General features: G+C 70.7%; 21 protein-coding genes. 12 read left to right on the top strand and 9 right to left on the bottom strand.

Annotated elements, in window-relative coordinates:
- Nucleotides 1-5: 5 nt before the first annotated feature.
- The 3 genes from LDL49_RS28200 to LDL49_RS28210 form a co-directional block, all read right to left on the bottom strand.
- Nucleotides 6-998, bottom strand: coding sequence for an aldo/keto reductase (locus tag LDL49_RS28200; protein ID WP_225295083.1), 993 nt, complete (start codon nucleotides 996-998; stop codon nucleotides 6-8).
- 137 nt (nucleotides 999-1,135) lie between these two features.
- The gene (locus LDL49_RS28205) at nucleotides 1,136-2,854 is read right to left on the bottom strand and encodes a beta-galactosidase (RefSeq protein WP_225295085.1); all 1,719 of its coding nucleotides are present in this window, start codon (nucleotides 2,852-2,854) and stop codon (nucleotides 1,136-1,138) included.
- Nucleotides 2,855-2,887: 33 nt separating this feature from the next.
- Entirely contained in the window at nucleotides 2,888-4,030 is a 1,143-nt protein-coding gene (locus tag LDL49_RS28210; protein ID WP_225295087.1) for an ROK family transcriptional regulator, read from the bottom strand.
- Nucleotides 4,031-4,231: 201 nt separating this feature from the next.
- Between LDL49_RS28210 and LDL49_RS28215 the strand changes: the two genes are divergently transcribed.
- From LDL49_RS28215 to LDL49_RS28230, 4 genes are read left to right on the top strand one after another with little or no spacing between them, the layout of a single operon-like run.
- Nucleotides 4,232-5,557: an ABC transporter substrate-binding protein gene (locus LDL49_RS28215; protein WP_225295089.1), complete on the top strand. Its 1,326-nt coding sequence runs from the start codon at nucleotides 4,232-4,234 to the stop codon at nucleotides 5,555-5,557.
- Nucleotides 5,554-6,468, top strand: coding sequence for a carbohydrate ABC transporter permease (locus LDL49_RS28220; RefSeq protein WP_225295091.1), 915 nt, complete (start codon nucleotides 5,554-5,556; stop codon nucleotides 6,466-6,468). The genes LDL49_RS28215 and LDL49_RS28220 overlap by 4 nt, the downstream gene beginning before the upstream one ends.
- Complete coding sequence (locus tag LDL49_RS28225; RefSeq protein WP_225295093.1) at nucleotides 6,465-7,322, top strand: carbohydrate ABC transporter permease; 858 nt, start codon at nucleotides 6,465-6,467, stop codon at nucleotides 7,320-7,322. Before LDL49_RS28220 ends, LDL49_RS28225 begins: the two co-directional genes overlap by 4 nt.
- 11 nt (nucleotides 7,323-7,333) lie before the next feature.
- Complete coding sequence (locus LDL49_RS28230) at nucleotides 7,334-9,445, top strand: alpha-galactosidase (protein WP_225295095.1); 2,112 nt, start codon at nucleotides 7,334-7,336, stop codon at nucleotides 9,443-9,445.
- Between the two features lie 60 nt (nucleotides 9,446-9,505).
- Here the strand turns inward: LDL49_RS28230 and LDL49_RS28235 are convergent, their stop codons facing one another.
- Nucleotides 9,506-10,171: an AIM24 family protein gene (locus tag LDL49_RS28235; protein WP_225295097.1), complete on the bottom strand. Its 666-nt coding sequence runs from the start codon at nucleotides 10,169-10,171 to the stop codon at nucleotides 9,506-9,508.
- Between the two features lie 87 nt (nucleotides 10,172-10,258).
- Entirely contained in the window at nucleotides 10,259-11,266 is a 1,008-nt protein-coding gene (locus tag LDL49_RS28240; protein ID WP_225295099.1) for a HEAT repeat domain-containing protein, read from the bottom strand.
- Between the two features lie 105 nt (nucleotides 11,267-11,371).
- Between LDL49_RS28240 and LDL49_RS28245 the strand changes: the two genes are divergently transcribed.
- Nucleotides 11,372-11,638, top strand: coding sequence for a DUF1876 domain-containing protein (locus LDL49_RS28245; RefSeq protein ID WP_225295101.1), 267 nt, complete (start codon nucleotides 11,372-11,374; stop codon nucleotides 11,636-11,638).
- Between the two features lie 94 nt (nucleotides 11,639-11,732).
- On the opposite strand, the gene LDL49_RS28250 is transcribed toward LDL49_RS28245, so the two are convergent.
- Both LDL49_RS28250 and LDL49_RS28255 read right to left on the bottom strand, forming a co-directional pair.
- Nucleotides 11,733-13,136, bottom strand: a complete 1,404-nt coding sequence (locus LDL49_RS28250; RefSeq protein ID WP_225295102.1) for a sensor histidine kinase — start codon at nucleotides 13,134-13,136, stop codon at nucleotides 11,733-11,735.
- Nucleotides 13,133-13,840 carry a response regulator transcription factor gene (locus LDL49_RS28255; protein WP_308016196.1) on the bottom strand — a complete coding sequence of 236 codons (708 nt, stop codon included), beginning with the start codon at nucleotides 13,838-13,840 and terminating at the stop codon, nucleotides 13,133-13,135. The genes LDL49_RS28250 and LDL49_RS28255 overlap by 4 nt, the downstream gene beginning before the upstream one ends.
- 101 nt (nucleotides 13,841-13,941) lie before the next feature.
- On the opposite strand from LDL49_RS28255, the gene LDL49_RS28260 reads away from it, so the two are divergent.
- The 7 genes from LDL49_RS28260 (at nucleotide 13,942) to LDL49_RS28290 (ending at nucleotide 19,103) form a co-directional block, all read left to right on the top strand.
- On the top strand, nucleotides 13,942-15,285 hold the full coding sequence (locus LDL49_RS28260; protein ID WP_225295104.1) for a ferredoxin reductase family protein: 1,344 nt from the start codon (nucleotides 13,942-13,944) through the stop codon (nucleotides 15,283-15,285).
- Between the two features lie 11 nt (nucleotides 15,286-15,296).
- Nucleotides 15,297-15,740 (top strand): FMN-binding protein, encoded by a 444-nt coding sequence (locus LDL49_RS28265; RefSeq protein ID WP_225295105.1) that lies wholly within the window; start codon nucleotides 15,297-15,299, stop codon nucleotides 15,738-15,740.
- Nucleotides 15,737-16,450, top strand: a complete 714-nt coding sequence (locus tag LDL49_RS28270; RefSeq protein ID WP_225295107.1) for an FAD:protein FMN transferase — start codon at nucleotides 15,737-15,739, stop codon at nucleotides 16,448-16,450. Before LDL49_RS28265 ends, LDL49_RS28270 begins: the two co-directional genes overlap by 4 nt.
- A gap of 92 nt (nucleotides 16,451-16,542) precedes the next feature.
- Nucleotides 16,543-17,172 carry a hypothetical protein gene (locus tag LDL49_RS28275; RefSeq protein WP_225295109.1) on the top strand — a complete coding sequence of 210 codons (630 nt, stop codon included), beginning with the start codon at nucleotides 16,543-16,545 and terminating at the stop codon, nucleotides 17,170-17,172.
- Complete coding sequence (locus LDL49_RS28280) at nucleotides 17,169-17,492, top strand: winged helix-turn-helix domain-containing protein (RefSeq protein WP_225295111.1); 324 nt, start codon at nucleotides 17,169-17,171, stop codon at nucleotides 17,490-17,492. The genes LDL49_RS28275 and LDL49_RS28280 overlap by 4 nt, the downstream gene beginning before the upstream one ends.
- Nucleotides 17,489-18,370, top strand: coding sequence for an ABC transporter ATP-binding protein (locus LDL49_RS28285; protein WP_225295113.1), 882 nt, complete (start codon nucleotides 17,489-17,491; stop codon nucleotides 18,368-18,370). Before LDL49_RS28280 ends, LDL49_RS28285 begins: the two co-directional genes overlap by 4 nt.
- Complete coding sequence (locus tag LDL49_RS28290) at nucleotides 18,363-19,103, top strand: ABC transporter permease (protein ID WP_225295115.1); 741 nt, start codon at nucleotides 18,363-18,365, stop codon at nucleotides 19,101-19,103. Before LDL49_RS28285 ends, LDL49_RS28290 begins: the two co-directional genes overlap by 8 nt.
- An 80-nt stretch (nucleotides 19,104-19,183) precedes the next feature.
- Here the strand turns inward: LDL49_RS28290 and LDL49_RS28295 are convergent, their stop codons facing one another.
- The gene (locus LDL49_RS28295) at nucleotides 19,184-20,425 is read right to left on the bottom strand and encodes a S1C family serine protease (RefSeq protein WP_225295117.1); all 1,242 of its coding nucleotides are present in this window, start codon (nucleotides 20,423-20,425) and stop codon (nucleotides 19,184-19,186) included.
- Between the two features lie 241 nt (nucleotides 20,426-20,666).
- Complete coding sequence (locus LDL49_RS28300; RefSeq protein ID WP_225295119.1) at nucleotides 20,667-22,115, bottom strand: hypothetical protein; 1,449 nt, start codon at nucleotides 22,113-22,115, stop codon at nucleotides 20,667-20,669.
- Nucleotides 22,116-22,386: the final 271 nt, after the last annotated feature.

Raw genomic sequence — 22,386 nt, forward strand, 5'->3', positions numbered from 1 at the left:
ACGCCTCAGCCGGCGTGTGGCCGCAGCAGCTCATCGATCTGCTCCACCTGCGCCTGGGCCAGGGGCCCGTGCCGCAGCGCGCCGGCGTTCTGCTCGGCCTGGTCGGCCGTCCTGACGCCGGGGATCGGCACCGTGCGCCCGCTGCGGGCCAGCAGCCAGCCGAGGGCGCCTTGGGCGAGGGTCCGCCCGTCCGAGGTCAGGATGTCGCGGATCGCGTCCAGCATGGCGAGGAACTCCGGGGCGGGCCGGCCGTCCTTGAAGAAGGTCATCCACTGCGGAGAATCGCCGCGTACGTCGTCCATCGGCAGCCGCGAGTCCCGGCCGTACTTGCCGGTGAGCAGCCCCATCGCCAGCGGCCCCCGGTTGACGGAGGCGAGCTCGTGGGTGTCGCACACCGCCAGCATCGCCGGGGTGTCGTGCAGGACGTTGAGGTCATGCTGCACGGCGGCGCAGTGCGGCCCCTTCGCGAACGCGGCCGCCCGTTCGGGGTCGTTGGTGCTCCAGCCGTAGGCCCGGATCAGGCCCTCCTCGACGAGCTCCTCCAGTGTGGCGATCATCTCGTCCACCCGCTCCGGCGGCGCGTCCCCGACGTGCAGCTGGTAGAGGTCGATGTGATCGGTTCCCAGCCGCTCCAGCGACGCCCGGCAGGCTCGCCGGATGTATCCGGGCGAGGTGTCCTCGCCGGTGAGCGTCCGCGTCGCCGCGTCGAAGGTGAGGCCGAACTTGGTCGCGATCACGACCTCGTCCCACCGGCCGGACAGCGCTCTCCCGAGCACCCGCTCGCTGCGTCCGGTGCCGTAGACGTCGGCCGTGTCGAAGAAAGTGACCCCCAGGTCGAGCGCCCGGCGCACGGCCGCCACTGACTCCTCGTCGTCCACCTGACCCCATCCGGCCGGCTTGCCACGGGCCGTGAAGGGTCCGCCGATCGCCCATGCCCCGAACCCGATCGCACTCACCCGCAGGCCGCTACGTCCCAAGATCCGGAATGAATCATTCATCTCGTACTCTTCCTGACTTCACGGAAATGGCAACAGAGACGACGCTGCCAGCTGGAGTGGACTCCAGGTCAAGTACGTCGATCATCGTCTCCTTCGAGCCGGTGCTTCCGCCGGCGGGGGAAGCGCGCGAACCGGCGCTAGACGCCGGCCTGTGCCAGGACGTTCGCGAGTCCGGACGCGTCCAGCTGGGTCGAGACGTACCAGGCGCTGCCCGCGCCTACCTGGTGCCGGGTGACCGCCGGGCCGCCGCCGACGTAGGTCACGGCCGCCGTGGCGCCGGTCAACTGGACGGTCTCGCTCCAGAAGGTGCCGACCGTCCCGTCGGACAGTGCGACGGGGCCGGTCAGGGGACGGAACTCCTCGACGCGGACGCCGAGCAAGTCGCGCAGCGCGCCGGGATAGCCGCCCAGCCGGACGCGGGTGTCGGGGTCGGCGACGCCGCTGAAGTACGACACGATCAAGGTGCCCCCGCCCTCGACATACGCGGTGAGGTTGGCGACGGCCTCGTCAGAGATCAGGTACAGAGACGGCATCAGCACCGCCCGATAGCGCGAAATATCGTGAGAAGGGTGGACGAAGTCCGTGGCGAGGCCCTGCTGCCACAGCACCCGGTGCGTCTGCTCCACGGACGCGCGGAAGTCCAGCCCGGTCACGGGCAGGGCCGGGTTCCGCAGGGCCCAGGCGGCCTCGTCGTCCCAGAGAATGGCCACCTCGGCCTCGGCGCGCTCCGCGGGCGGAAGGGCGCTGAGCGTCCGGCCCAGGTCGGCGATCTCGCGGAAGACCCGGCTGTCGGCGCCCGCGTGCGGGACCATGCCCTGGTGCCACTGCTCCGCCCCGCCCTGGGAGGCGCGCCACTGGAAATGCAGCACTCCCGTGGCCCCGCGGGCCACGTATTCCAGGCTGCGCCGCGTGTGCTCTCCCGGTTCCAGCGGGAGCGTCCCATCAGGGACGTACATGGCCGCGACGCCCTGCTCCATCAGCAGCCACGGCTTCCCGCGGGCCCAGGAGCGGGCCAGGTCGGAGGCGAAGGCGACCTGGGCGAGCCCGCCGTCGCCGGGCTCGTCGGTGTAGTGATCGATGCCCACGAGATCGACCTCGGCCGACCATTTCCAGTGGTCCAGCGGCGTCCACCCCGCCATGACGTAATTGGTGGTCACCGGCTGCCGCCCATGGACGCGCAGGATGTCACGCTGCTCGCGGTAGTGGGCGAGCAGCGCGTCGGAGCAGAAGCGGCGGTAGTCCAGCAGGTGGGCGGGGTTCGACCGGTACTGGGTGGTCCGCGGTGGCATGATCTGCTCCCACGCCGAGTAGTGCTGGCTCCAGAACGCCGTGGTCCACGCGTCGTTGAGCGCGTCGAGGGACTTGTGCCGGTCACGCAGCCAGGCACGGAAGGCCGTCGCGCAGTGATCGCAGTGGCAGGTCGTGCCGTACTCGTTGTGCACGTGCCACATGGCTGTCGCCGGATGGGCGCCGTACCGCTCGGCGAGCGCCGTCGCGATGCGGCGCGAGGCCACCCGGTACGCGGGCGCGTTGACGCAGTACGTGTCACGACTGCCATGTGTGAGCCGGGTGCCGTCGGCCCGCACCGGCATCGCGTCGGGATGGGACAAGCCGAACCAGGGCGGCGGGGAGGCCGTCGGGGTCGCCAGGTTGACCTGGATGTCGTTGTCATGCAGCAGGTCCATGACGCGATCGAGCCAGCCGAAGTCGTAGACGCCCTCCGACGGCTCAAGCCGGGCCCAGGAGAAGACCCCCACGGTGGCGAGGTTGACCTTCGCCTCCCGCATCAGCCGGACGTCCTCCAGCCAGACATCCTCTGGCCACTGTTCGGGGTTGTAGTCTCCGCCGAAATACATGCTCTCTCCAACTGGGGGTGTCACGGCCGCTGATCAGTCGCTGCCGGTTACGAAACTCTGGATGGCCACGACCGCGCCGCCACGGGCCCATTCGCGAAAGTCGTCCACTTCGATCAGCACGTCGACCGAGTTCACCCGGCCGCGCCGGTTCGCGCTGAGCGCCCGGTCGAGACCGTCCTTGGCGACGCGGGCCAGTTCCACGCCCTCACCGGCCACGATCACCGTCTTGACCATGGAGAACGTCGCGACGTGGGCGATGAGCCTGCCGAGCGCGTCCGCGGCTTCGGCGACGACGCCGAGGCACACCTTGTCCCCTTCCGTGGCCAGGCGCATCACCTCCTCGTACGTCACCGGCCGCCGCAGCCCCTGCCCGGCGGCGGTCACGATGGAGTCGCTGGCCAGGTAGGCGGAGGCGCAGCCGCGGTGGCCGTCCCCGCACATCGGCCCGCCCGCGTTCAGCACCAGGTGGGCGAACATGCCGAGGTCCGACTCGGCCGCCGTCACCAGATGATCGTGTACGACCAAGGCGTAGCCGACTCCCGCCCCGATCGAGACGAGCGCGAAGTCGCGCAGCCCGCGGGCCGCCCCGAACCAGTGATGCTGGTGGCCCAGCGCCGCCACGTCGTTCTTGACCACGCACGGGATGCCCAGAGCCTGCTCCAGCAGTGACTTGAGCGGCACCTGCCGCCAGCCGAGATACGACGAGTCGACCAGCCGCTCACCGCCGAGCTGGACCGCCGAACGGGCGTCGCCGCCGAGCGTGACACCGGCCCCGACAGGCGTCCGCTCGCCGCCGGACAGCTCATCGAGCAGCCCCCTGATCTGGCGGCACACGGCCTGGGGGCGGTGGTCGGAGATCGGCTCGTCGCGGGCCGCGACGATCTGGGCGCGCAGGTCGGTGACGACCGCGTGGACGCGGTCCGCGGTCAGCTTGACGCCGAGGAAACAGTGCTCGCCCGCGGCCACGTCCAGGGGGCGGGTCGGGCGGCCGTTGACCGGGTCGTGGACCACGTCGCCTTCGACGAGGAGCCCGGCGTCGACCATGGGCTTGGTCAGCCGCGTCAGGCTGCCGGTGGACAGGCGCAGGGTTCTGGCCAGCGCGGTCCTGGACTGCGGACCGTGGATGATGAGCTCCTTGACGATGGAGCGCGCCGCGTCGGGCAAGACGTCCCACATGGCGCACCATCCTTGGGGCTCCACCCACATCAGCGCCAGCCTTTCGCACTTGATTTCGCGACAAAGCTAGCATGTCCAGCATGTCACGACGCGTTCACATAACACGCATGAAATCTGTGCACAAGTAGTGACAAGACTCTCACCTTCTCCCTAGGTTGGCTCTGTTACAAAGCCAGTCCGCTTTGTAGGAAGAAGGCACGAATGCGTATCACGAGGCTCGCCGGCTCGATCGCGGTGCTCAGCACGGCTGCCGTCCTCACGGCCTGCTCGTCGGGCACGTCCGGGAGCACCACGTCCGGGAGCACCAGCACGCCGGCAGCGGCCAGTGGGCCGGTCACGCTGGAGTTCTGGTGCTGGGGCACCACTCAGAAGCCCAAGATCGAAGCGTTCAACAAGTCACACCCGGACATCCAGGTCAAGCACACCGACGTGGGAGGCGGCTCGGACACCGCCGCCAAACTGCTCACGGCGACCCGGGCGGGCAACGGCCCCGACGCCGCCTGCATCGAATACGACACCCTGCCTTCCATGATCGTGGCCGGTGCGCTGGCCGACATCTCCGCCCACACCGGCGATGTCAAGACCGCCTTCAGCCCGGAAGTGTGGAACCTGACCAGCTTCGACGGCGCCGTGTACGGAGTGCCGCAGGACGTCGGCCCGATGGTCCTGGTCTACAACAAGAAGCGCTTCCAGGAGCTGAAGATCGAGCCGCCGGCCACGTGGCAGGACTTCGCGAAGGTCGCGGCGGACGTACGCAAGAAGGACCCGGAGACCTACCTCGCGACCTTCGCACCCGCGGAGTTCGGCAACTTCGCCGGGCTGGCCCAGCAGGCCGGCGCGTCCTGGTGGAAGGTCCAGGACCAGACGTGGACCGTGGGAATCGCCGACCAGGCCTCCCTCGCGGTGGCCGACTTCTGGCAGGGGCTCATCGACAAGGACCTCGTCAAGGCCGAGCCGCTGCTCACCCCGGAGTGGAACAACAAGCTGAACCAGGGCAAGATCCTCACCTGGCCGAGCGCGCTGTGGGCGCCAGGCGTGCTGTACGGCATCGCGGAGAAGCAGGCGGGCGACTGGGCCATCGCGCCGCTCCCTCAGTGGAAGGAGGGCGACGACCGGGTGGCCTTCCAGGGCGGGTCCGCGCTGGCCGTCACGAAGACCTCCAAGCACGCCGAGGCCGCGGCCACGTTCGCCAAGTGGATGAACACCGACAAGGCGGCGAACGCCGTCCAGATCGAGCTGGGCGAGTACCCGGCGTCGCTGGCCGGGCAGCAGGCCGCGAGTACCAGCGCGCCGCCCAAGCTGACGGCGAACCAGAAGGACTACTGGGACATCGCCACGAAGGCGGCCCAGCGCACGATTCCGCACATCAGCTGGGGCCCGAACGTCAGCACCGCCAGCAGCGCCTTCCAGGACGCCGTCGCCACCGCGGTCCGTGATCACACCCCGCTGCGGGACGCGCTGACGAAGACGCACGACCTCGTGGTGGCGGACATGAAGACCACCGGCTTCAAGGTCGCCGGCCCATGACCGCCCTGCCCAGGGCGGAGCGCAGGTCAGGGGCTCCTTATCTCTTCGTGGCGCCCGCCGTGCTGCTCTTCGTCGCCTTCCTGGCGGTCCCCATCGGCTACGCGATCTACCTGAGCGCGCGCGGCCTGAGACTGACCGGCAAGGGCATCTTCGGCACGCGCGAAGAGGTCTTCGTCGGGCTCGACAATTACGTCAAGACGCTCACCGACCCCGGCTTCTTCGCCGGCTTCGGCCGGCTCGCGATCTACGGCCTGATCAGCGTGCCGCTCACGCTCGGGCTGGCGCTGCTGTTCGCGCTGCTCCTCGACCACGCCGGGTCGCGGGCCAAGAGGTTCTCCCGCACAGCGATCTTCATCCCGTACGCCGTACCCGGCGTGACGGCTTCGCTGCTGTGGGGCTTCATGTACCTGCCCTCGACCAGCCCGTTCAGCTACCTGACCCGGGAGCTGGGGCTGGGCGAGATCGCGTTTCTCGGGGCGGGCGGCATCTACCCCTCGCTGGCCAACATCGCGGTATGGGGCGGCGTCGGCTTCAACATGATCATCATCTTCACGTCCCTGCGCGGCATCCCGTCGGAGCTGTACGACGCGGCGCGCATCGACGGCGCCTCCGAATGGCAGATCGCCTGGCGGGTCAAGATCCCGCTGGTGGCGCCGGCCCTTGTGCTCACCGGGTTGTTCGCGCTGATCGGAACGCTGCAGGTGTACGGCGAGCCGACCACCGTGAAACCGATGACGCCGGAGATCTCCGGGGACTGGGTGCCCTTGATGCACATCTACCGCGACGCCTTCGTCCGCGACGACCTGGCGCTGGCCTCGGCCGCCTCCGTCCTGCTGGCGGTGGGCACACTCGTGGTCTCGGTCGTGCTCCTGAAGGTCACCCAGAAGCGCGCGTTCGGAGGGATGCAATGAGTGCCGCCAACAGCGTGCTCACGCACCGGCGCGCCCAGATCCTGCCCACCATCGTCCTGCTCCTCGGCTCGATCTACTGCCTGGTGCCGGTCGCCTGGGTGCTCGTGGCCTCGACCAAGTCGAGGGGCGAGCTGTTCTCGACGTTCACCTTCGCGCCGGGGACGGGCCTGCTGGACAACCTGCGCGACCTGTTCACCTACGGGAACGGCCTCTACCTGCGGTGGACCGCCAACAGCGCCCTGTACGCGATCGCCGGCGCCGCGGCCTCGACCCTGATCTCGGCGCTGGCCGGGTATGCCATGGCCAAGTACGAGTTCCGCGGCCGGAGCCTGCTGTTCTACGCCATCCTGGCCGGCGTCCTCGTGCCCGGCATGACGCTGGCCATCCCGCAATATCTGATCATGTCCGAGCTCGACCTGGTGGGCGGCTACTGGTCGGTCCTGCTGCCGAGCCTCATCTCCCCGTTCGGCATCTACCTGGCCAGGGTCTACGCGATGGCCTCCGTCCCGGACTCGACGATGGAGGCGGCCAGGATCGACGGAGCGAGCGAATATCGCATCTTCGGCTCGATCGGGCTGCCCATGATGGTGCCCGGCATGGTGACGATCTTCCTGCTGCAGTTCGTCGGGATCTGGAACAACTTCCTGCTGCCCTACATCATGCTGTCGGACGAGTCCAAATTCCCGATCACCGTGGGCCTGTTCACCGTGCTCAGCAAGGGTTCGGGACAGCCCACCCTGTACGGCATCGCCATCGTGGGCGCCGCCGTGTCGGTGATCCCGCTCATCATCCTTATGCTGACCCTGCAGCGCTTCTGGCGGCTGGACCTGCTCAGCGGAGGACTGAAAGGATGAAACCGCCGTCCATGGAGATTCTGCACTTCAGAGCCGCTGGCGTGTCCGTGGTGATCGAGTGTCCGCCCGATGCCCTGCCCGCGATCCTGCACTGGGGTCCGGACCTGGGCCCGCTCGAGGACGAGGCACTGGCCCACCTGGCGGCCGATCTGCGTCCGCGGCTCGACGTCAGCGTCGACGTGCCCGTACGGGTCCCGCTGGTGCCCGAGGCGCGTACCGGCTGGATGGGCCTGCCCGGCCTGTCCGGGCATCATCTGGGACAGAACTGGTCCCCCGCCTTCACCAGCGTCGCCTACCAGCGGACCGGGCAGACCCTCACCGCCACCGCCAGGGACGAGCACGCCCGCCTCGGCCTCACGATCATCATCGAGCTCGGCGACTCAGGCCTCCTGCGGGCCCGGGCGGACCTGCGCAACGAGTCCGAGTCCCCCTACACCCTGGACGCGCTCAACCTCGCCTTTCCCGTGCCCGGCACCCCGACGGACCTGTTCGACCAGGCCGGGCGGTGGGCCAAGGAACGCATCCCGCAGCGCCGCCCCCTCACCACCGGCATCCACCTGCGCGAGAACCGCCGCGGCAGGACCGGCCCCGACGCCGCCACCGTCCTGTTCGCGGGCACCGCCGACCTCGGCTTCCGGCGCGGCGAGGCCTGGGGCCTGCACGTCGGCTTCAGCGGCAACCACCGCCACTACGCCGAGCGCACCTCCAGCGGCCGGACCATGCTGGGCGGCGGCGAGCTGCTGCTGCCCGGCGAGATCATCCTGGCGCCAGGTGAGAGCTATCAGAGCCCTTGGCTCTACGCCACCTACGGGCGTGGCCTGGACGCCGCAGCCCACCGCTTCCACGAGCACCTGCGCGCCAGGCCAGCGCACCCGTCCGGGCTCCGGCCCGTGATGCTCAACACGTGGGAGGCCGTCTATTTCGACCACGACCTGGACCGCCTACTGGAGCTGGCCGGCCGGGCCGCCAGGATCGGGGTCGAGCGGTTCGTCCTGGACGACGGCTGGTTCCACGGCCGCCGCGACGACCGGGCCGGGCTCGGCGACTGGACCGTGGACGCCGCCGTCTGGCCGGACGGGCTGACGCCGCTGGTCAAGCGGGTCAGAGAGCTCGGCATGCAGTTCGGGCTCTGGTTCGAGCCAGAGATGATCAATCCGGACTCCGACCTGGCCCGTGCCCACCCCGGCTGGATCATGCAGACCGGCGACCGCCTGCCGCCGCTCGCCCGCGATCAGCAGGTGCTGGACCTGACCAACCCCGAGGCATACGCCTACGTCAGGTCGCGGCTGCTCGCCCTGATCCGCGAGTACGACCTCGACTTCATCAAGTGGGACCACAACCGCGACCTCGTGGACGCGGGCTCCACGGCGAGAGGCGGCCGGGCCGCCGTCCACGCCCAGACGCACGCCGTCTACCGGCTGCTCGATGAGATCAGGGCCGAGCACCCGCGCCTGGAGATCGAGTCCTGCTCGGGCGGTGGCGGCCGGGTGGACCTCGGCATCCTGGAGCGTACCGACCGCGTCTGGGCCAGCGACTGCATCGACCCCGCGGAGCGCCAGCAGATCATGCGCTGGACCGGGCAACTGCTGCCGCCCGAGCTGATCGGCAGCCACATCGGCGCAGGCCGCTCCCACACCACCGGCCGCCGCCACGATCTCGCCTTCCGTGCCGCCACCGCGTTCTTCGGCCACTACGGGATCGAATGGGACCTCACCACGCTCACCGACGGCGAGCTGGACGACCTGGCCTCGTGGGTCGCCCTGCACAAACGGCACCGCCACCTGCTGCACACGGGCGTGGTGGTCCGCGTGGACGACGCTCCCGAGAGCGTGCAGGCCCATGGCGTCGTCGCCGCCGACGCCTCCGAGGCCGTCTATGAGATCGCCATGCTGGACCGCCCGTCCACCTGGCCGCCGGGCCGGCTCCGGCTGCCCGGACTGGACCCGGCGACCGTCTACTCGGTCCGCCCGCTCATGCCCGTGACCTCGCACGGGACCGCCCCGGCCTGGACGACCGGCGACTTCGCCCTGCCCGGCTCCGCGCTGGCCGGCTCGGGCATCGCCGTGCCGCCGCTGTTCCCCGACGAATCCGTGCTGGTCCACGTCGTCGCCAGGAGCCGCTGAGAAGGTCGCGGACAATCCCGAGCCGTCACCGGGCAGCCCCCTGCGCCTTCGGCCGGGTGGCTACTGCGACTTCACCACCGGCACGCCCTCGCTCGCCTGCACCAGGACGAACCCCTGGCCCTGGAAGGCGAGCTGCATCGCCTCGCCGCTCCCCCGGCCGATGAGGGCGCCGACCTTGATCGTCCGGTTCACGCCGACGTGCAACCCGGTGCTCCAGCAGACGGCCGACTGCCCGTCGGCGTACGTCGGCATGGCCGCGGCGTCCAGCAGCACCGGCGTGCCGTGCGTGGTGACCGCCACCCACCCGGTGCCGGTGAGCGTGGTGTTGAACAGCCCGCCCGCCGCGATGCCCGCGCCCTGCACCCGCTGGATGTCCCAGGTGAGCTGCGGTTGGAAGGCCAGCAGGTTGCGCCCGTTGACGGTGAGCCCCTCGTTCTCCAGGTAGAACAGGTGGATGTCGTCGGCGTTGTCCGCGAGGTAGAGCAGGCCCTGGCCGCGTACGCGCATCAGCGACGCGCCCTCACCCGTCATGGCCTTCTTGAACAGCTTGCCGATGCCGCCCGCGCCCTCGTAGTCGAAGTCCATCTGGCCCTGGAAGGCCACCATCGAGCCCTGCTTGGCCAGCACCTCGTGCGGGAGCTGGACCCGGAGCATCTTGCCGTTCGCCAGGGCGAAGCCGGCGGGAACCTGGCGCGGATCGAGGTTGTCGAAGACGGAGCTGCGCATGATCGACCTTTCGGTGAGGAGGTCCCGCCAGCGTAGTGACTCCGGGGTCAGGCCAGCCGGCGCCACCGCCCACGGCCAGGCTCAGGATCAGCGGGTGCGGGTGGCGCGCAGCGCGAGCTCGGCATAGCCCCGGAGGTCGCCGTGGTTGAACGCGATCTCCTCGTGCGCGGCGTCCTCGCGGCCGATCCAGCTCCGCAGTTCCTCCGCGACCCGGCCGTCCGCCTCCGGGCCCCGCAGCCTGGCCTGGGCGATGGCCGCGCCCCAGCGCACCACGTCGCAGGGATCGTCGAGGGCGGCGTCCAGCGCCGTCGCCGTCTCGGATGCCAGGTCAGCGGCCGTCTCGGGGGCCGTCTCCTGCGCTGGCGTCACGCTGGACGGGCCGAGCAGGCCGATCGCGACCAGGGCGGTGGCGGCCACCGCCGGGTGCTCGTCGGCCGCCGCCCTGAGCAGCGGCGGCAGGCCAGCGGCCCGCTCCTCGGGGTACCAGGCCAGGGCGTAGGCCGCGGCGGCGCGCAGCGGGGCGTCCGCGTCGGCGAGCAGGTCGCGGAACAGCGGCAGCCCGGCGCCGACCGCGTCATACGCCATCAGCGCGAAGTACGCGAACAGCCGCTCCTCCTCGGCGGGCTCAAGCGTCTGGAGGTACTGGAACAGGGCGACATCCTCGCCCCAATCGTCCTCGTCTTCGTCCTCTTCGTCGTCCTCGTCTTCTTCGTCCTCGTCGTCCGTGAACTGCTTGCCGGCGGCCAGCAGCAGGTCCCCGCCCGCGGCCACGGCGCGATGGTCGTCGAGGGGATAGCCGGACGGCAGGAGCTGCTCTCCATAGCCGATGGCCAGCTGCGTCAGCAGGTGCAGCACGGCCGGGCGGTCCGGCGTCTCGGGGTCGGCGAGCAGCTCCAGCAGGAACGGCACCGCGTGGGCGCTCGCCTCGTAGCGGGTTCCCTGGTGGAAGATGTTCCCGTACAGGCTGTGCAGTGCCTTGTCCCGGATGCCGGGATCGGGAGAGCGCAGGGCCCGGATCTGGTCCGGCACGTCCTTCGCGCGGCCGTAGGCGTGCGTCAGGTCGGCCCAGTCGATCGTGTCGAGACTCGCCAGCATGCGGACATGCTGGCATATGGCCCATGCCGGTGTCCGGAAGTCCGTGACACCGCATCCGCTGGGGGCAGGTGCCCAGTACGTACCGAGGACGTACAGGGAGGCATCATGCGGAGCAAGCAGTGGACCGTGCAGATCTACATCAGCGAGGACGACACCGATGAGCGCACGCTGGCCCGTGCGGTCCTGTCCGCCGAGGACAGCGGGTGGCACGAGAGCGTCGGCGTGGCCAGGCGCAACCCCGAGGACCGTGCTGTGCCGGAGATCGGCGACGAGCTGGCCGCGGGGCGGGCACTGATGGACCTGGCCGACAAGCTCCTCGGCGACGCCGCCGAGGACGTGGCCCGGCTCGGCGGACCGGTCGAGGCCCGGTGACCACGCGTACGAAGGCGCCCGGCGGAAAGCCCTGCGGGTAGCCCGCCGGGCGCTTTCACGAACAGCCCTCCGACCGGAATTCCGCCCTTCACGGTCAGCCCTCCGAAGGCAGGAGCAGCCGGAACTCGGTCCGGCCCGGACGGCTCCGTACGTCCACCGAGCCCCCGTGCGCGGCCACCACGGCGCGGACGATCGCCAGCCCGAGTCCCGCCCCTCCGGTGGCGCGTGACCGGCCCTGGTCGGCGCGGGAGAACCGCTCGAAGATCTCTTCCTCCAGCCCGGCCGGCACGCCGGGACCGTCGTCCTCGACGGTGACCTCCACCGCGCCCGGCCGCCTCCGTACGGCCACGACGACCGTGGTGCCGTCAGGGGTGTGGACGCGGGCGTTGCTCAGCAGGCTCGCGATCACCTGGTGCAGCCGGAGCGCGTCGCCGGTCACCGTGACCGGGTCCTCCGGCAGCTCCAGCCGCCAGCGGTGGCCGGGACCGGCGGCCCGCGCGTCGCCCGTGGCCTCGATGGCCAGGCGTGACAGGTCGACCTCCTCCCGGGCCAGCGGCCGGCCCGCGTCGAGCCGGGCCAGCAGGAGCAGCTCGTCGACCAGCTCGCTCATCCGCCCCGACTCGGCGTCGATCCTGCCGAGCGCGTGCCGTACGCCGTCCGCCATCGGCTCGTCGCCGCGCAGGGCGAGCTCGGCGTGCCCGCGGATCGACGCCAGCGGGGTGCGCAGCTCGTGGCTGGCGTCGGCGGCGAAGGCGCGCAGCCGCTGCTCGACGGCGTGCCGGCGGCCCAGGGCCGCCTCCACGTGGCCCAGCATGCGGTTGAACGCGGCGCCGACCTGCCCCGTCTCGGTGCGCGGGTCGGTGTCGGGTACGCGTTCGGCCAGGGTCACCTCGCCGCTGGCCAGGGGCAGCTCGGCGACCCTGCGGGCGGTCGTGGCGATGCGTTGCAGGGGGCGCAGCGCCAGCCGTACCCACAGGGCCCCCGCGACACCCGTGACGGCGAGCGCGCCGGCGAACATCACCAGCTCGAACAGCCACAGACGGTTCAGCGTCTCCTCGACACCGTGCAGGGACAGCCCGGTGATCATGACGTCGCCGTCCCGGCCCGCGGCGGCGACGAGCCGGTAGTCGTCCAGGCTGGACAGGTCCACGGTCTGCGGCGGACCCCCGACCGGCAGCGCCGCCAGGATCGCCTCGTCGTCAGGGCTGAGGCCGGGGTGGGTGCCGTCCCGCTCCGACACCACCGCCGCGTGGGTGACGCGCCCGCCGACGAGCCGCGCGCCGAACGTACCCCGCGCCTGCCCCCGCGTGTCCTCGCCGTGCTCCAGGCTCGCGGCGAACCGGGGGCCGTCGGCGGCGATCTGCTCGTCGACGCGGGTGAGCAGGAACCGCTCCATCGCCACCGACGTGGCGACGCCGACGGCCGCGCACGAGAGCGCGAGGAGGACGAGCAGCCCGGCGATCAGCCGGGCCCTGAGCGTGCGAGGGGCTAGGTTCACGGCTTGAGCACGTACCCGACGCCGCGCACGGTGTGGATCAGCGGCCGGCGGCCCGCGTCGATCTTCTTGCGCAGGTAGCTGATGTACAGCTCCACGACGTGCGCCTGGCCGCCGAAGTCGTAGGACCAGACGTGGTCGAGGATCTGCGCCTTGCTGAGCACCCGGCGCGGGTTGCACATGAGCAGCCGCAGCAGCTCGAACTCGGTGGGCGTCAGCTCGACCGGCGTACCGGCCCTGCTCACCTCCCTGGCCTCCTCGTCCATGGACAGGTCGGCCACGACGAGCCGGTCCTCGGTGCCGGGCCGCGCCATGCCCGCCCGGCGCAGCAGCCCGCGCAGCCGCGCGAGCACCTCGTCCAGGCTGAACGGCTTGGTCACGTAGTCGTCGCCGCCCGCCGTGATGCCCGCGACCCGGTCCTCGACCGCGTCGCGCGCGGTCAGGAACAGCACGCACAGCTCGGGCCGCAGCGCCCGGAGCCGGTGCATGAGCTCCAGGCCGTTCAGGTCGGGCAGCATGACGTCCAGGATCGCGGCGTCCGGCGCGAACTCCTCGGCCGCGCGGATCGCGGCGGCCCCGCTCGCCGCGGCGCGTACCTGCCAGCCTTCCTGGCACAGCGTCTTCTCCAGCACCTCGAGGAGGTCCGGCTCGTCGTCCACGACGAGCACGCGGATCGGTGTGCCGTCCGGGCGCAGCAGGCTGTTCATGTTTCCTCCTATTCGTCACAAAATACGAGGTTCTTCTGAGAATCCTCTGAAGGGCTCCGTTCATAGGGAAAACAGAGGTTCGCCGGGCACGGTCTACTCCCATGACCACTCTTCACGCACCGGCTCGGGCCGCTTTTAGAGCGCCGCCGCGCCGCCGCCTCCGGCCCGAGCCCGTGCTGGCGGCCGTGGCGGCCGGCGCGGCCGCGGTCGTCGTCCTGTGGTGGCGCGGCACGCCGTCCGTGGCGGGCCTGGACGGCTGGCTCACCGAGAGCGGCCGCGTCATGGGCCTGCTGTCCGGGTACGGCATGGCCGTCCTGCTCGGGCTGATGGCCCGCGTCCCGGCCCTGGAGCGCGGCGTGAGCAGCGACCGGCTGGCCCGCTGGCACGCCATGGGCGGCCGGTACGTCATCGGGCTGGTCACCGCGCACGTCCTGACGATCATCTGGGGGTACGCGGTCGCCGACCAGGCCGGGGTGGTGGACGAGGCGGTCACGATGGCGCTGAGCTTCCCTGACGTGCTGAAGGCGACCGTGGCCTTCCTCCTGCTGCTCGGGGTGGCCCTGGTGTCGGCCCGCGCCGCCCGCCGCAGGCTGCGCTACGAGACCTGGTACTACCTGCACTTCTACACCTACCTGGCGGCCTGGCTGGCGTTCGGGCACCAACTGGCGACCGGCGCCCAGTTCACCGGCGACCGGGTGGCCCAGGTCGCCTGGTACACCCTCTACATCGGGGTGGCCGCCCTGCTGGTCTGGTACCGCTTCCTCGGCCCGGTCCGGGTGTGGGCGCGCCACCGGCTGCGGGTGGCCCACGTCAGCGCCGACGCGCCGGGCGTGGTCTCGATCCATCTCACCGGCCGGAGCCTGGCGCGGCTCGGCGCCGAGCCGGGCCAGTTCTTCCGGTGGCGCTTCCTGACCCGCGACCTGTGGTGGTCGGCCAACCCGTACTCGCTGTCCGCCGCGCCGGACGGGGACGGGCTGCGCATCACGGTCAAGGCGCTGGGCGACCACAGCGCGGCGCTCGCCCGGCTCCGGCCGGGCACCCGGGTCATCGCCGAGGGGCCGTACGGCGGCTTCACCGCGCGTCTCGGCCGCGCTCGCAAATCGGTGCTGATCGCGGGCGGGGTGGGCATCACCCCGCTGCGCACGCTGTTCGAGACGCTGCCCGGACGGCTGACGCTGCTCTACCGCGCGCGTACGCCGGAGGAGCTGCTGTTCCGGGAGGAGCTGGAGGAGATCGCCAGAGTACGCGGGGACGCCCGGCTCTACTGCTCGGTCGGGCCGAGATCCCCGGACCTGTTCGACGGGCTCGACCGCCTGCTGCCCGACCTGCGCGAGCACGACGCCTACGTGTGCGGGCCGCCCGAGATGACGCGGGCGGCGATCGAGGCGCTGCGGTCGGCGGGCGTGCCCGCCCACCGGATCCATCACGAGTCTTTCGAGTTCTAGGGGTTCCCTCCATGAAGAGAGCACTGCTCGCGGTGGTCACCACCGTCATCGGCCTGGTGCTGCTGCTGTCGTTCAAACCGCACGACGTCACCGGGGCCACCACCCAGCCGCCCGCCGCCATCGCCCAGACCCAGACGTCCGCGACGCCGGCACCCACCTCTGCTGAGGGGTCCACAAGTGCCCGGACGGTCGACGGCGACGCGGTCGACACGCGCTGGGGCCCCGTACAGGTGCGGATCAGCGTCAGCGGCGGCAAGATCTCCGACGTCCAGGTGCTCCAGGCGCCGAACGAGAACCGGCGCGACGTCGAGATCAACGACAGGGCGCTGCCCGTCCTCCAGGAGGAGGCCCTGTCCGCCCAGAGCGCCGAGATCGACTCCGTCTCGGGCGCCACGTACACCAGCGACGGCTACACCCGCTCCCTGCAGAGCGCCATCGACCGGGCCGGGCTTTGACCCGCCACGTCGAGCACGTGATGGGGACCGTCTTCTCCTTCGACGTACGCGACGCCGACGCCGACGACGCAGTGGCGCGGGCGGTCGCATGGCTGCACCACGTGGACGCGGTCTTCTCCACCTACCGGCCGGACAGCGCGATCAGCCGCCTCGGCCGGGGCGAGATCGAGCTGCCCGACTGCCCGCCCGAGGTTTCCCACGTGCTCGCGATGTGCGCCCAGGCAGAACACGACACGAACGGATATTTCACCATGTATCCCGGTGGCCGCCTGGACCCGTCCGGCCTGGTGAAAGGATGGGCGATCGAGGAGGCGTCCCGGATCCTGTCCGAGGCGGGCGCGCGCCGCCACTGCGTCAACGGCGGCGGCGACATCCAGCTCGGCCCCGACCCCTCGCCGTGGCGGATCGGCATCGCGCACCCCGCCCGGCCCGGCGCCCTCTGCACCGTGGTCACCGGCCATGACCTGGCCATAGCCACCTCGGGCAGCGCCGAGCGGGGCCCGCACATCCTCGATCCCCACACCGGGCGCGCCGCCGACGCGCTGCTCTCCATCACCCTCGTCGGCCCCCGCCTGACCGCCGTCGACGCCTTCGCGACGGCGGCGTTCGCGATGGGCGACGCCGCCCGCGACTGGGTGGCGGAGATCGACGACCTCGAGGCGTTCGCGGTGACCGCGAGCGGCGACACCTGGCGGACCAAGGGCTTCTGACCCTCTCAACACGATCCCTCGCCTCGGCGGGTTGTGTTGGCGGCGCAAGCTGGTTTAAAGTACAAACCAGTTTGAGGCCAAGAGGAGTTGTCATGGTAGACGACGGCGAGCGGGCCCCCAGCCCCGAGGAGACTCTGCGCCTCATCGAGGAGCAGCGGGCCGCCACGGTGCGGAGATTCAGGGGCGATCCCCTGTTCCTGTACGTCCCCTGGGGCGTCGCGTGGTTGCTCGGCTTCACCTGCTTCTTCCTGCATTACGGGCTCGACGGCAAACCGTACGCGCCGATCTCGCAGACGCAGGCGCTGGCCGTTCTGATGATCTCCATGGTGATCGCGGGCTCCCTGGCCGCGTACGAGATCACCAGGATGAACATGGGCGTCCGGGGCGAGAGCCCGGCCAGGGGCGCGATGTACGGCTACACGTGGTTCGCCGGGATGATAGTGATGTCGATCATCGCCATCCGGGTCAGCCCGATGCTGCCGGAGGCGGAGGCCGGCCTGCTCTGGTCGGGCGTCTCCATGCTGGTGGTCGGCGTCATGTACATGGCCGGCGGCGCGATCTTCCTGTACTGGCCGATGTTCTTCGCCGGCGTCGGCGTGATCGCCGTCAACGGCTTGGGCGTCCTGCTCGGTCCCGGGTGGCACGCGCTGCTGACGGCGGTGCTGCTCGGTGTCGGGCAGATCGTCGTGGGCCTGTGGTGGCGACGGAGGCAGTGCCGGTGACGGCAGGCGGCGCCGTTCCGGAGCTCGATCCGGTGATCCACGCGCAGGCCAGGCTACGCGTCGTGGCGGCGCTCAACACGATGGGCGGGGGCGACGAGATCGCCTTCCCGGCGCTCAAGGATCTGCTCGGCATGACGGCCGGCAACCTCTCGGTCCACCTGACCAAGCTCGAGGAAGCCGGCTACGTCCAGATCACGAAGACGCACAAAGGCCGTACCCCGGTCACCTATGTCTCGCTCACCAAGCGCGGCCGGGTCGCCTTCGACGACTACACCAAGGCGATCCGCGCTCTACTCGACTCCGCAGGAGGCACTTCATGACCATCCTCGCCAGAACGGTGGAGGTCACCCGGCGCTACGGCGACGTGCTGGCCCTCGACCGCGTCTCGCTCGACATCAGGGCGGGCGAGCTGGTCGGCCTGCTCGGCCCCAACGGCGCGGGCAAGTCGACACTGATCAACCTGTTCGTGGGCCTGCGCAAGCAGACGTCCGGCACGGTCGAGCTGCTCGGCGGCTCCCCTCAGGATCCGGTGGTACGCCGAGGCATCGGGGTCACGCCGCAGGAGACGGGCCTGCCCGAATCGCTGCGGGTCGGCGAGATCGTCGACTTCGTCTCCGCCCATTACCCGAAAAAGGCGGATAAAGGGGAGTTACTCGGCCGATTCGGCCTCGACGACCTGGTCAAGCGGCAGATCGGGGGCCTGTCCGGCGGCCAGAAGCGGCGGCTGGGTGTGGCGCTGGCCTTCGCCGGCAACCCGCGGATGGTCTTCCTCGACGAGCCGACCACCGGCCTCGACGTGGAGGCCAGGCGCGCGCTCTGGGACGGCATCAAGGACTTCCACGAGGGCGGCGGCACGGTCCTGCTCACCAGCCACTACCTGGAGGAGATCGAGGCCCTGGCCCAGCGGGTCGTGGTCGTCGGCCACGGCCGGGTGCTCGCCGACGACACCGTGCGGGCCGTACGCGACATGGTTGGGGTGCGGCGCGTCTCGCTGGCCGCCGAGAACCTGCCCGAACTGCCCGGCGTGCTCGCCAGCGAGCGTGCGGACGGCCGGATCAACCTGGTGACCACCGACCCCGACCGGCTGGTCGTCGAGCTGGTGCGGAGCGGCACGCCGTTCTCCGGTCTGGAGATCAGGCCGACCTCGCTCGAGGAAGCCTTCCTCGCCATCACCGCCAAGGAGACCGAGCATGTCTAGCCTGATCCTGGCCCACACCCGCTATCTGATGCTGGAGCAGATCCGGGTGCCGATCGGCCTGGTCGCCAGCTCGTTCTTCCCGGCCGCGTCGATGCTGGCGTTCGTGGTGCCGTTCACGGGGGACGATCCGGTGGCCTCGACGCGGGCGACGGGGTCGATGATGATGATCGGCGCCATGTCGGCCGCGCTCATGGGGCTCAGCATCACGGTCGCGCAGGACCGCGAGCTACCGTGGAACCCCTACGTACGTACGCTGCCCGCCGGGCCGTTCCCCCGCTTCGCCGGGCGGATCCTCACGACGATGGCCACGATGCTGGTGTCGACGATCCCGGTGGTGGTGATCGCGGCCCTGTTCACCACGGCGACCATCACGGTGCCGAAGCTGCTGATCGGGCTGCTCGCGCTGCTCGGCGGGGCGGTGCCGTTCATGCTGATCGGCCTGTTCCTGGGCTTCGTGCTGGCCTCGAAGGCGGCCATCGGCGTGTCGCAGGTCGTGTTCTTCCCGATCGCGATCCTGGGCGGGCTGTTCCTGCCGCCGCAGATCATGCCGGACTTCGTGCAGAAGGTGTCGCCGTTCGTGCCGAGCCGTGGCGCCGGCGAGCTGATCTGGGCCGTGACGACGGGAACCTCGCCGAACATGGTCGCGGTGATCATGCTCGGTGTGTGGACCGTGATCGCGGCCCTGGCCGCGGGCTGGGCCTACCGCCGCGACGAGGGACGGCGCTTCTCCTGAGGTGAGATCTCCTCGAACGGGGGGTGTGCCGCCGAGTCCGCAGCGATCTCGACGGCACACCCGTCCGTGAGGGGGTCCGGTTATTTCTTCTCTTCGAGGGTGACGGAGACGTTACTCGACTTTCCGTCCCTCATATAAGTGATCTGAACCTGTTGGCCTACTTTGAAACCTCTGACCTGGCCAACAACTGTATCTCCGCCCTCCACCGGCGTGTTGCCGATCTTGGTGATGAGGTCGCCCTGCTTCAGCCCGGCCTTGTCGGCAGGGCTTCCGGAGGTGACCTGGCGGATCAGCGCGCCGGGCACGTCGCCGGTGGCGTCGGTGACGCTCACGCCCAGGAAGGCGTGAGTGACCTTGCCACCGCTGATGAGCTGGTCGGACACCTGCTTGGCGGTGTTGACGGGGATGGCGAAGCCGACGCCGATGTTGCCGCTGCTGCCGCCGTTGGTGGCGATGGCGCTGTTGATGCCGATCACCTGACCCGCCGCGTTGACCAGCGCGCCGCCGGAGTTGCCCGGGTTGATGGCCGCGTCGGTCTGGATGGCGTCGCCGAGCGTCGTCGCCCCGCTCTCCTGGCCCGGCTGCTGCTGCCGCTGCTGGCCCCAGCCGGGCGGGAGCTGCTGCTGCTGGTCCTGCTCGCCGCCGACGGTGACCGTGCGGTTGAGCGCGCTGACGATGCCCGCCGTGACGGACCCGTCGAGGCCGAGCGGGCTGCCGATGGCCAGTACGGCGTCGCCGACCTGGAGCTGGTCGCTGTCGCCGAGCGAGGCCTTGGTCAGGCCCGAGACGCCGTCGGCCCTGATGACCGCGAGGTCGGTGGACGGGTCGGTGCCCACGACCGACGCCTTGGCCGTCTTGCCGTCGTTGAACTTGACGGTCATCTGCCCGCCCTGCCCGGCACCGACGACCACGTGGTTGTTGGTGAGGATGAGACCGTCGTCGGACAGCACCACGCCCGACCCCTCGCCGGTCTGCCCCTGGATCATCACGACCGACGGCTGCACCTTCTGCGCGACCTGGGCCACGGTGAGCTGGTTGGAGGCCTGCTTGAAGACCGGGCTCGGCGCGGAGACGACCGTGGTGTCGTGGAACGCCGTGGCGGCGACGGCCCCCACTGCGCCACCCCCCACGGCCATGGCCGCCAGGGCGAGCCCGGCGATCGTCTTCCGCCCGACGGAGAAGCCCTGCCTGGGCGGCTTGGGTGGCGGAGGCTGGTTCATGATCACGGTGTCTCGCCGGGGAAAGCCCCCGGCGGAGGGCGGCTGGGTGCCGAACTGGCTCCAGCCGCCGGCGCCCTGCTCGTGAGGCTCGTTCGCGTTCATCGTCATCTCCTCAAGTACCGATGACTCAAGAGTGCCAAGGAGCGCGTAAGTGCAGGTTAAGCCGGTGATCAGAACTGTATGAGAGGGTTGACGGCAGCCTTATCACAGCTGGTCACGGCCTGTATCCGGCGCGAGATCCCGGCTGAAATTTTGTCGGCGGCAACCACAGGTCAAGGACGGTTTCCGCGGCTCGACGTCACAGGCGGCCGGGCGCCGTCGAGCGCGGGCGGCCGCCTCCGCGTCATGACCGGGCAGGCACGGTTCGACGGAACCTATCAGGTCGCGCGAGTACCAGGTCGGGAAGTTCGGCGAGGATCGGGTCAGGGCCCAGGGTGCGGATGGGGATGTGCTGCGCGGTGGCGGCCAGGGCGTGCAGGTGCGGCGGGGTGAGCGGCCGGACCGCCCAGCACACCAGTTGCGCCACGCGTTCTTCGGCGCTGGGGGTGCGCGCGGGCTGCTCGTCGGTGGCGGGGGGCGGGGGATCCACGGCCAGGAGCGCGACCGGCGCCATCCGGGGATCTTCGCCGAGCGGACGCACCCGCGCCCACGCCTGACCGTCGCGCATGCCGAGCCGGACGTACGGTTGCGGGCACAGCTGCCAGCCGCTGCGGCGCAGCCGGGAGGACTTCTTGGCCATCGGCGACAGCCAGTGGTCGGGGATGAGCACGGCCGGGTGGTCGGGGTGCCACAGCACCCCGCAGTCGACGTCGGCCTCGTCCTCGGCGGCGCCGGCGTGGTCCGCGTACCCGGCCAGCATGGACCGCAGGCAGGCGATGGTGTCGGCCGCCGTCCTGTGCCGGGCGATCATCGCGCCGCCCCGATACACCAGATACAGGTTCCTGGGCCGTTCGACGGTGAGGGTGGCCGGCGCGTACGCGGCGTCGGCGGCGTGCGCCGACAGCCAGCCGTCGAGTTCGCCGGTGACCGCACCCCGGGTGGCGATCCCCACGACGCCGTCGCCGGCGCGGACCGGCCGCACCGAGGTGCCCTCGCCGGAGGTGACGTTCACCGAGCAGGAACTGGGCGTCTCCATCACCACCCGGCCGGGTTCGCCGCCGAGCATCGACACGATCGCGGCGCTCACCTGGTGGTAGCCCTCCAGGATCCGCAGGGGTGTGCCTGGATGGAGCAGCACGCCACTGGGCGTGCCGAGGGGGGCGGCCGCTCGGGCCAGCTCGGCCAGCTGATCGAGTCCGGTGCCGGGAACGGTTCCGAACAGCCGAGTTTCGCCGTCGCCGGACATCACCACACCGCCGTCCCGCAAGGGCGCGTTGGCGGCCAGGTCGGTCAGGAGCTGGTCGCAGTAGGCGCAGTCACGGCCCACCCCGACCGCCAGGGTCGGCGTGTCGGCGCGCGGGAACAGGACGGCCCGCTGGAGCAGGTCGCGCCGTAGGGACCGGCCGCGCTCCTCGTACTCCTCGCTCGCGGGGTCGCCGACCAGGGTCGCGGCCCGGTCGTCCAGCGTGATGAGGCCCGTACTCGCCCACACCCGCAAGCACGTCACGCCCGCCTGCCCGGGCGGTTCGTCCAGCCCGGTCGCGATGATCTCCTGCAGCCAGCGGGCCGCCGGCGCGTTGAGATACGCCCCGATCGCGGTATCGGTACGTGCCAGCACCGCCCCGCCGTTCGCCAGGCCGGCCAGCACCGCCTGCCGCCCCCAGCCGATCTTCATCGACAGTGGTACCCGCACACGGCGAGATCGGGGGCGAGCGAGCAGCAGCGCAGCCCCGCGCAGCATGGACCGACCGGCCCGGCAATGCCCGAGCACAGGCCGCCCGGGGGTATGCATCCTTGGCTGGCGGTGTAGACCTGGGTGAAGAATTCTGGAGATTCCATGCGATCTGCTCCTTCGTGTACTGGCGGCCACTGCTTTGTGCAATGCCACAACCAGCGTCAATCACGGTAAGCATTCAGTCAATTTCATAAAGTGATGAATGTCGGGCGTATCGGCCAACCCGCTA

The organism is Nonomuraea aurantiaca (assembly GCF_020215705.1).
Lineage (GTDB): Bacteria > Actinomycetota > Actinomycetes > Streptosporangiales > Streptosporangiaceae > Nonomuraea > Nonomuraea aurantiaca.

Coding starts and splice junctions, on each gene's coding strand:
- LDL49_RS28265 (WP_225295105.1), top strand. CDS start 15,297: ATGAAGAGAGCACTGCTCGCGGTGGTCACCACCGTCATCGGCCTGGTG.
- LDL49_RS28220 (WP_225295091.1), top strand. CDS start 5,554: ATGACCGCCCTGCCCAGGGCGGAGCGCAGGTCAGGGGCTCCTTATCTC.
- LDL49_RS28275 (WP_225295109.1), top strand. CDS start 16,543: ATGGTAGACGACGGCGAGCGGGCCCCCAGCCCCGAGGAGACTCTGCGC.
- LDL49_RS28215 (WP_225295089.1), top strand. CDS start 4,232: ATGCGTATCACGAGGCTCGCCGGCTCGATCGCGGTGCTCAGCACGGCT.
- LDL49_RS28205 (WP_225295085.1), bottom strand. CDS start 2,854: ATGTATTTCGGCGGAGACTACAACCCCGAACAGTGGCCAGAGGATGTC.
- LDL49_RS28255 (WP_308016196.1), bottom strand. CDS start 13,840: ATGAACAGCCTGCTGCGCCCGGACGGCACACCGATCCGCGTGCTCGTC.
- LDL49_RS28285 (WP_225295113.1), top strand. CDS start 17,489: ATGACCATCCTCGCCAGAACGGTGGAGGTCACCCGGCGCTACGGCGAC.
- LDL49_RS28210 (WP_225295087.1), bottom strand. CDS start 4,030: ATGTGGGACGTCTTGCCCGACGCGGCGCGCTCCATCGTCAAGGAGCTC.
- LDL49_RS28290 (WP_225295115.1), top strand. CDS start 18,363: ATGTCTAGCCTGATCCTGGCCCACACCCGCTATCTGATGCTGGAGCAG.
- LDL49_RS28235 (WP_225295097.1), bottom strand. CDS start 10,171: ATGCGCAGCTCCGTCTTCGACAACCTCGATCCGCGCCAGGTTCCCGCC.
- LDL49_RS28245 (WP_225295101.1), top strand. CDS start 11,372: ATGCGGAGCAAGCAGTGGACCGTGCAGATCTACATCAGCGAGGACGAC.
- LDL49_RS28240 (WP_225295099.1), bottom strand. CDS start 11,266: ATGCTGGCGAGTCTCGACACGATCGACTGGGCCGACCTGACGCACGCC.
- LDL49_RS28260 (WP_225295104.1), top strand. CDS start 13,942: ATGACCACTCTTCACGCACCGGCTCGGGCCGCTTTTAGAGCGCCGCCG.
- LDL49_RS28295 (WP_225295117.1), bottom strand. CDS start 20,425: ATGAACGCGAACGAGCCTCACGAGCAGGGCGCCGGCGGCTGGAGCCAG.
- LDL49_RS28230 (WP_225295095.1), top strand. CDS start 7,334: ATGGAGATTCTGCACTTCAGAGCCGCTGGCGTGTCCGTGGTGATCGAG.
- LDL49_RS28225 (WP_225295093.1), top strand. CDS start 6,465: ATGAGTGCCGCCAACAGCGTGCTCACGCACCGGCGCGCCCAGATCCTG.
- LDL49_RS28200 (WP_225295083.1), bottom strand. CDS start 998: ATGAATGATTCATTCCGGATCTTGGGACGTAGCGGCCTGCGGGTGAGT.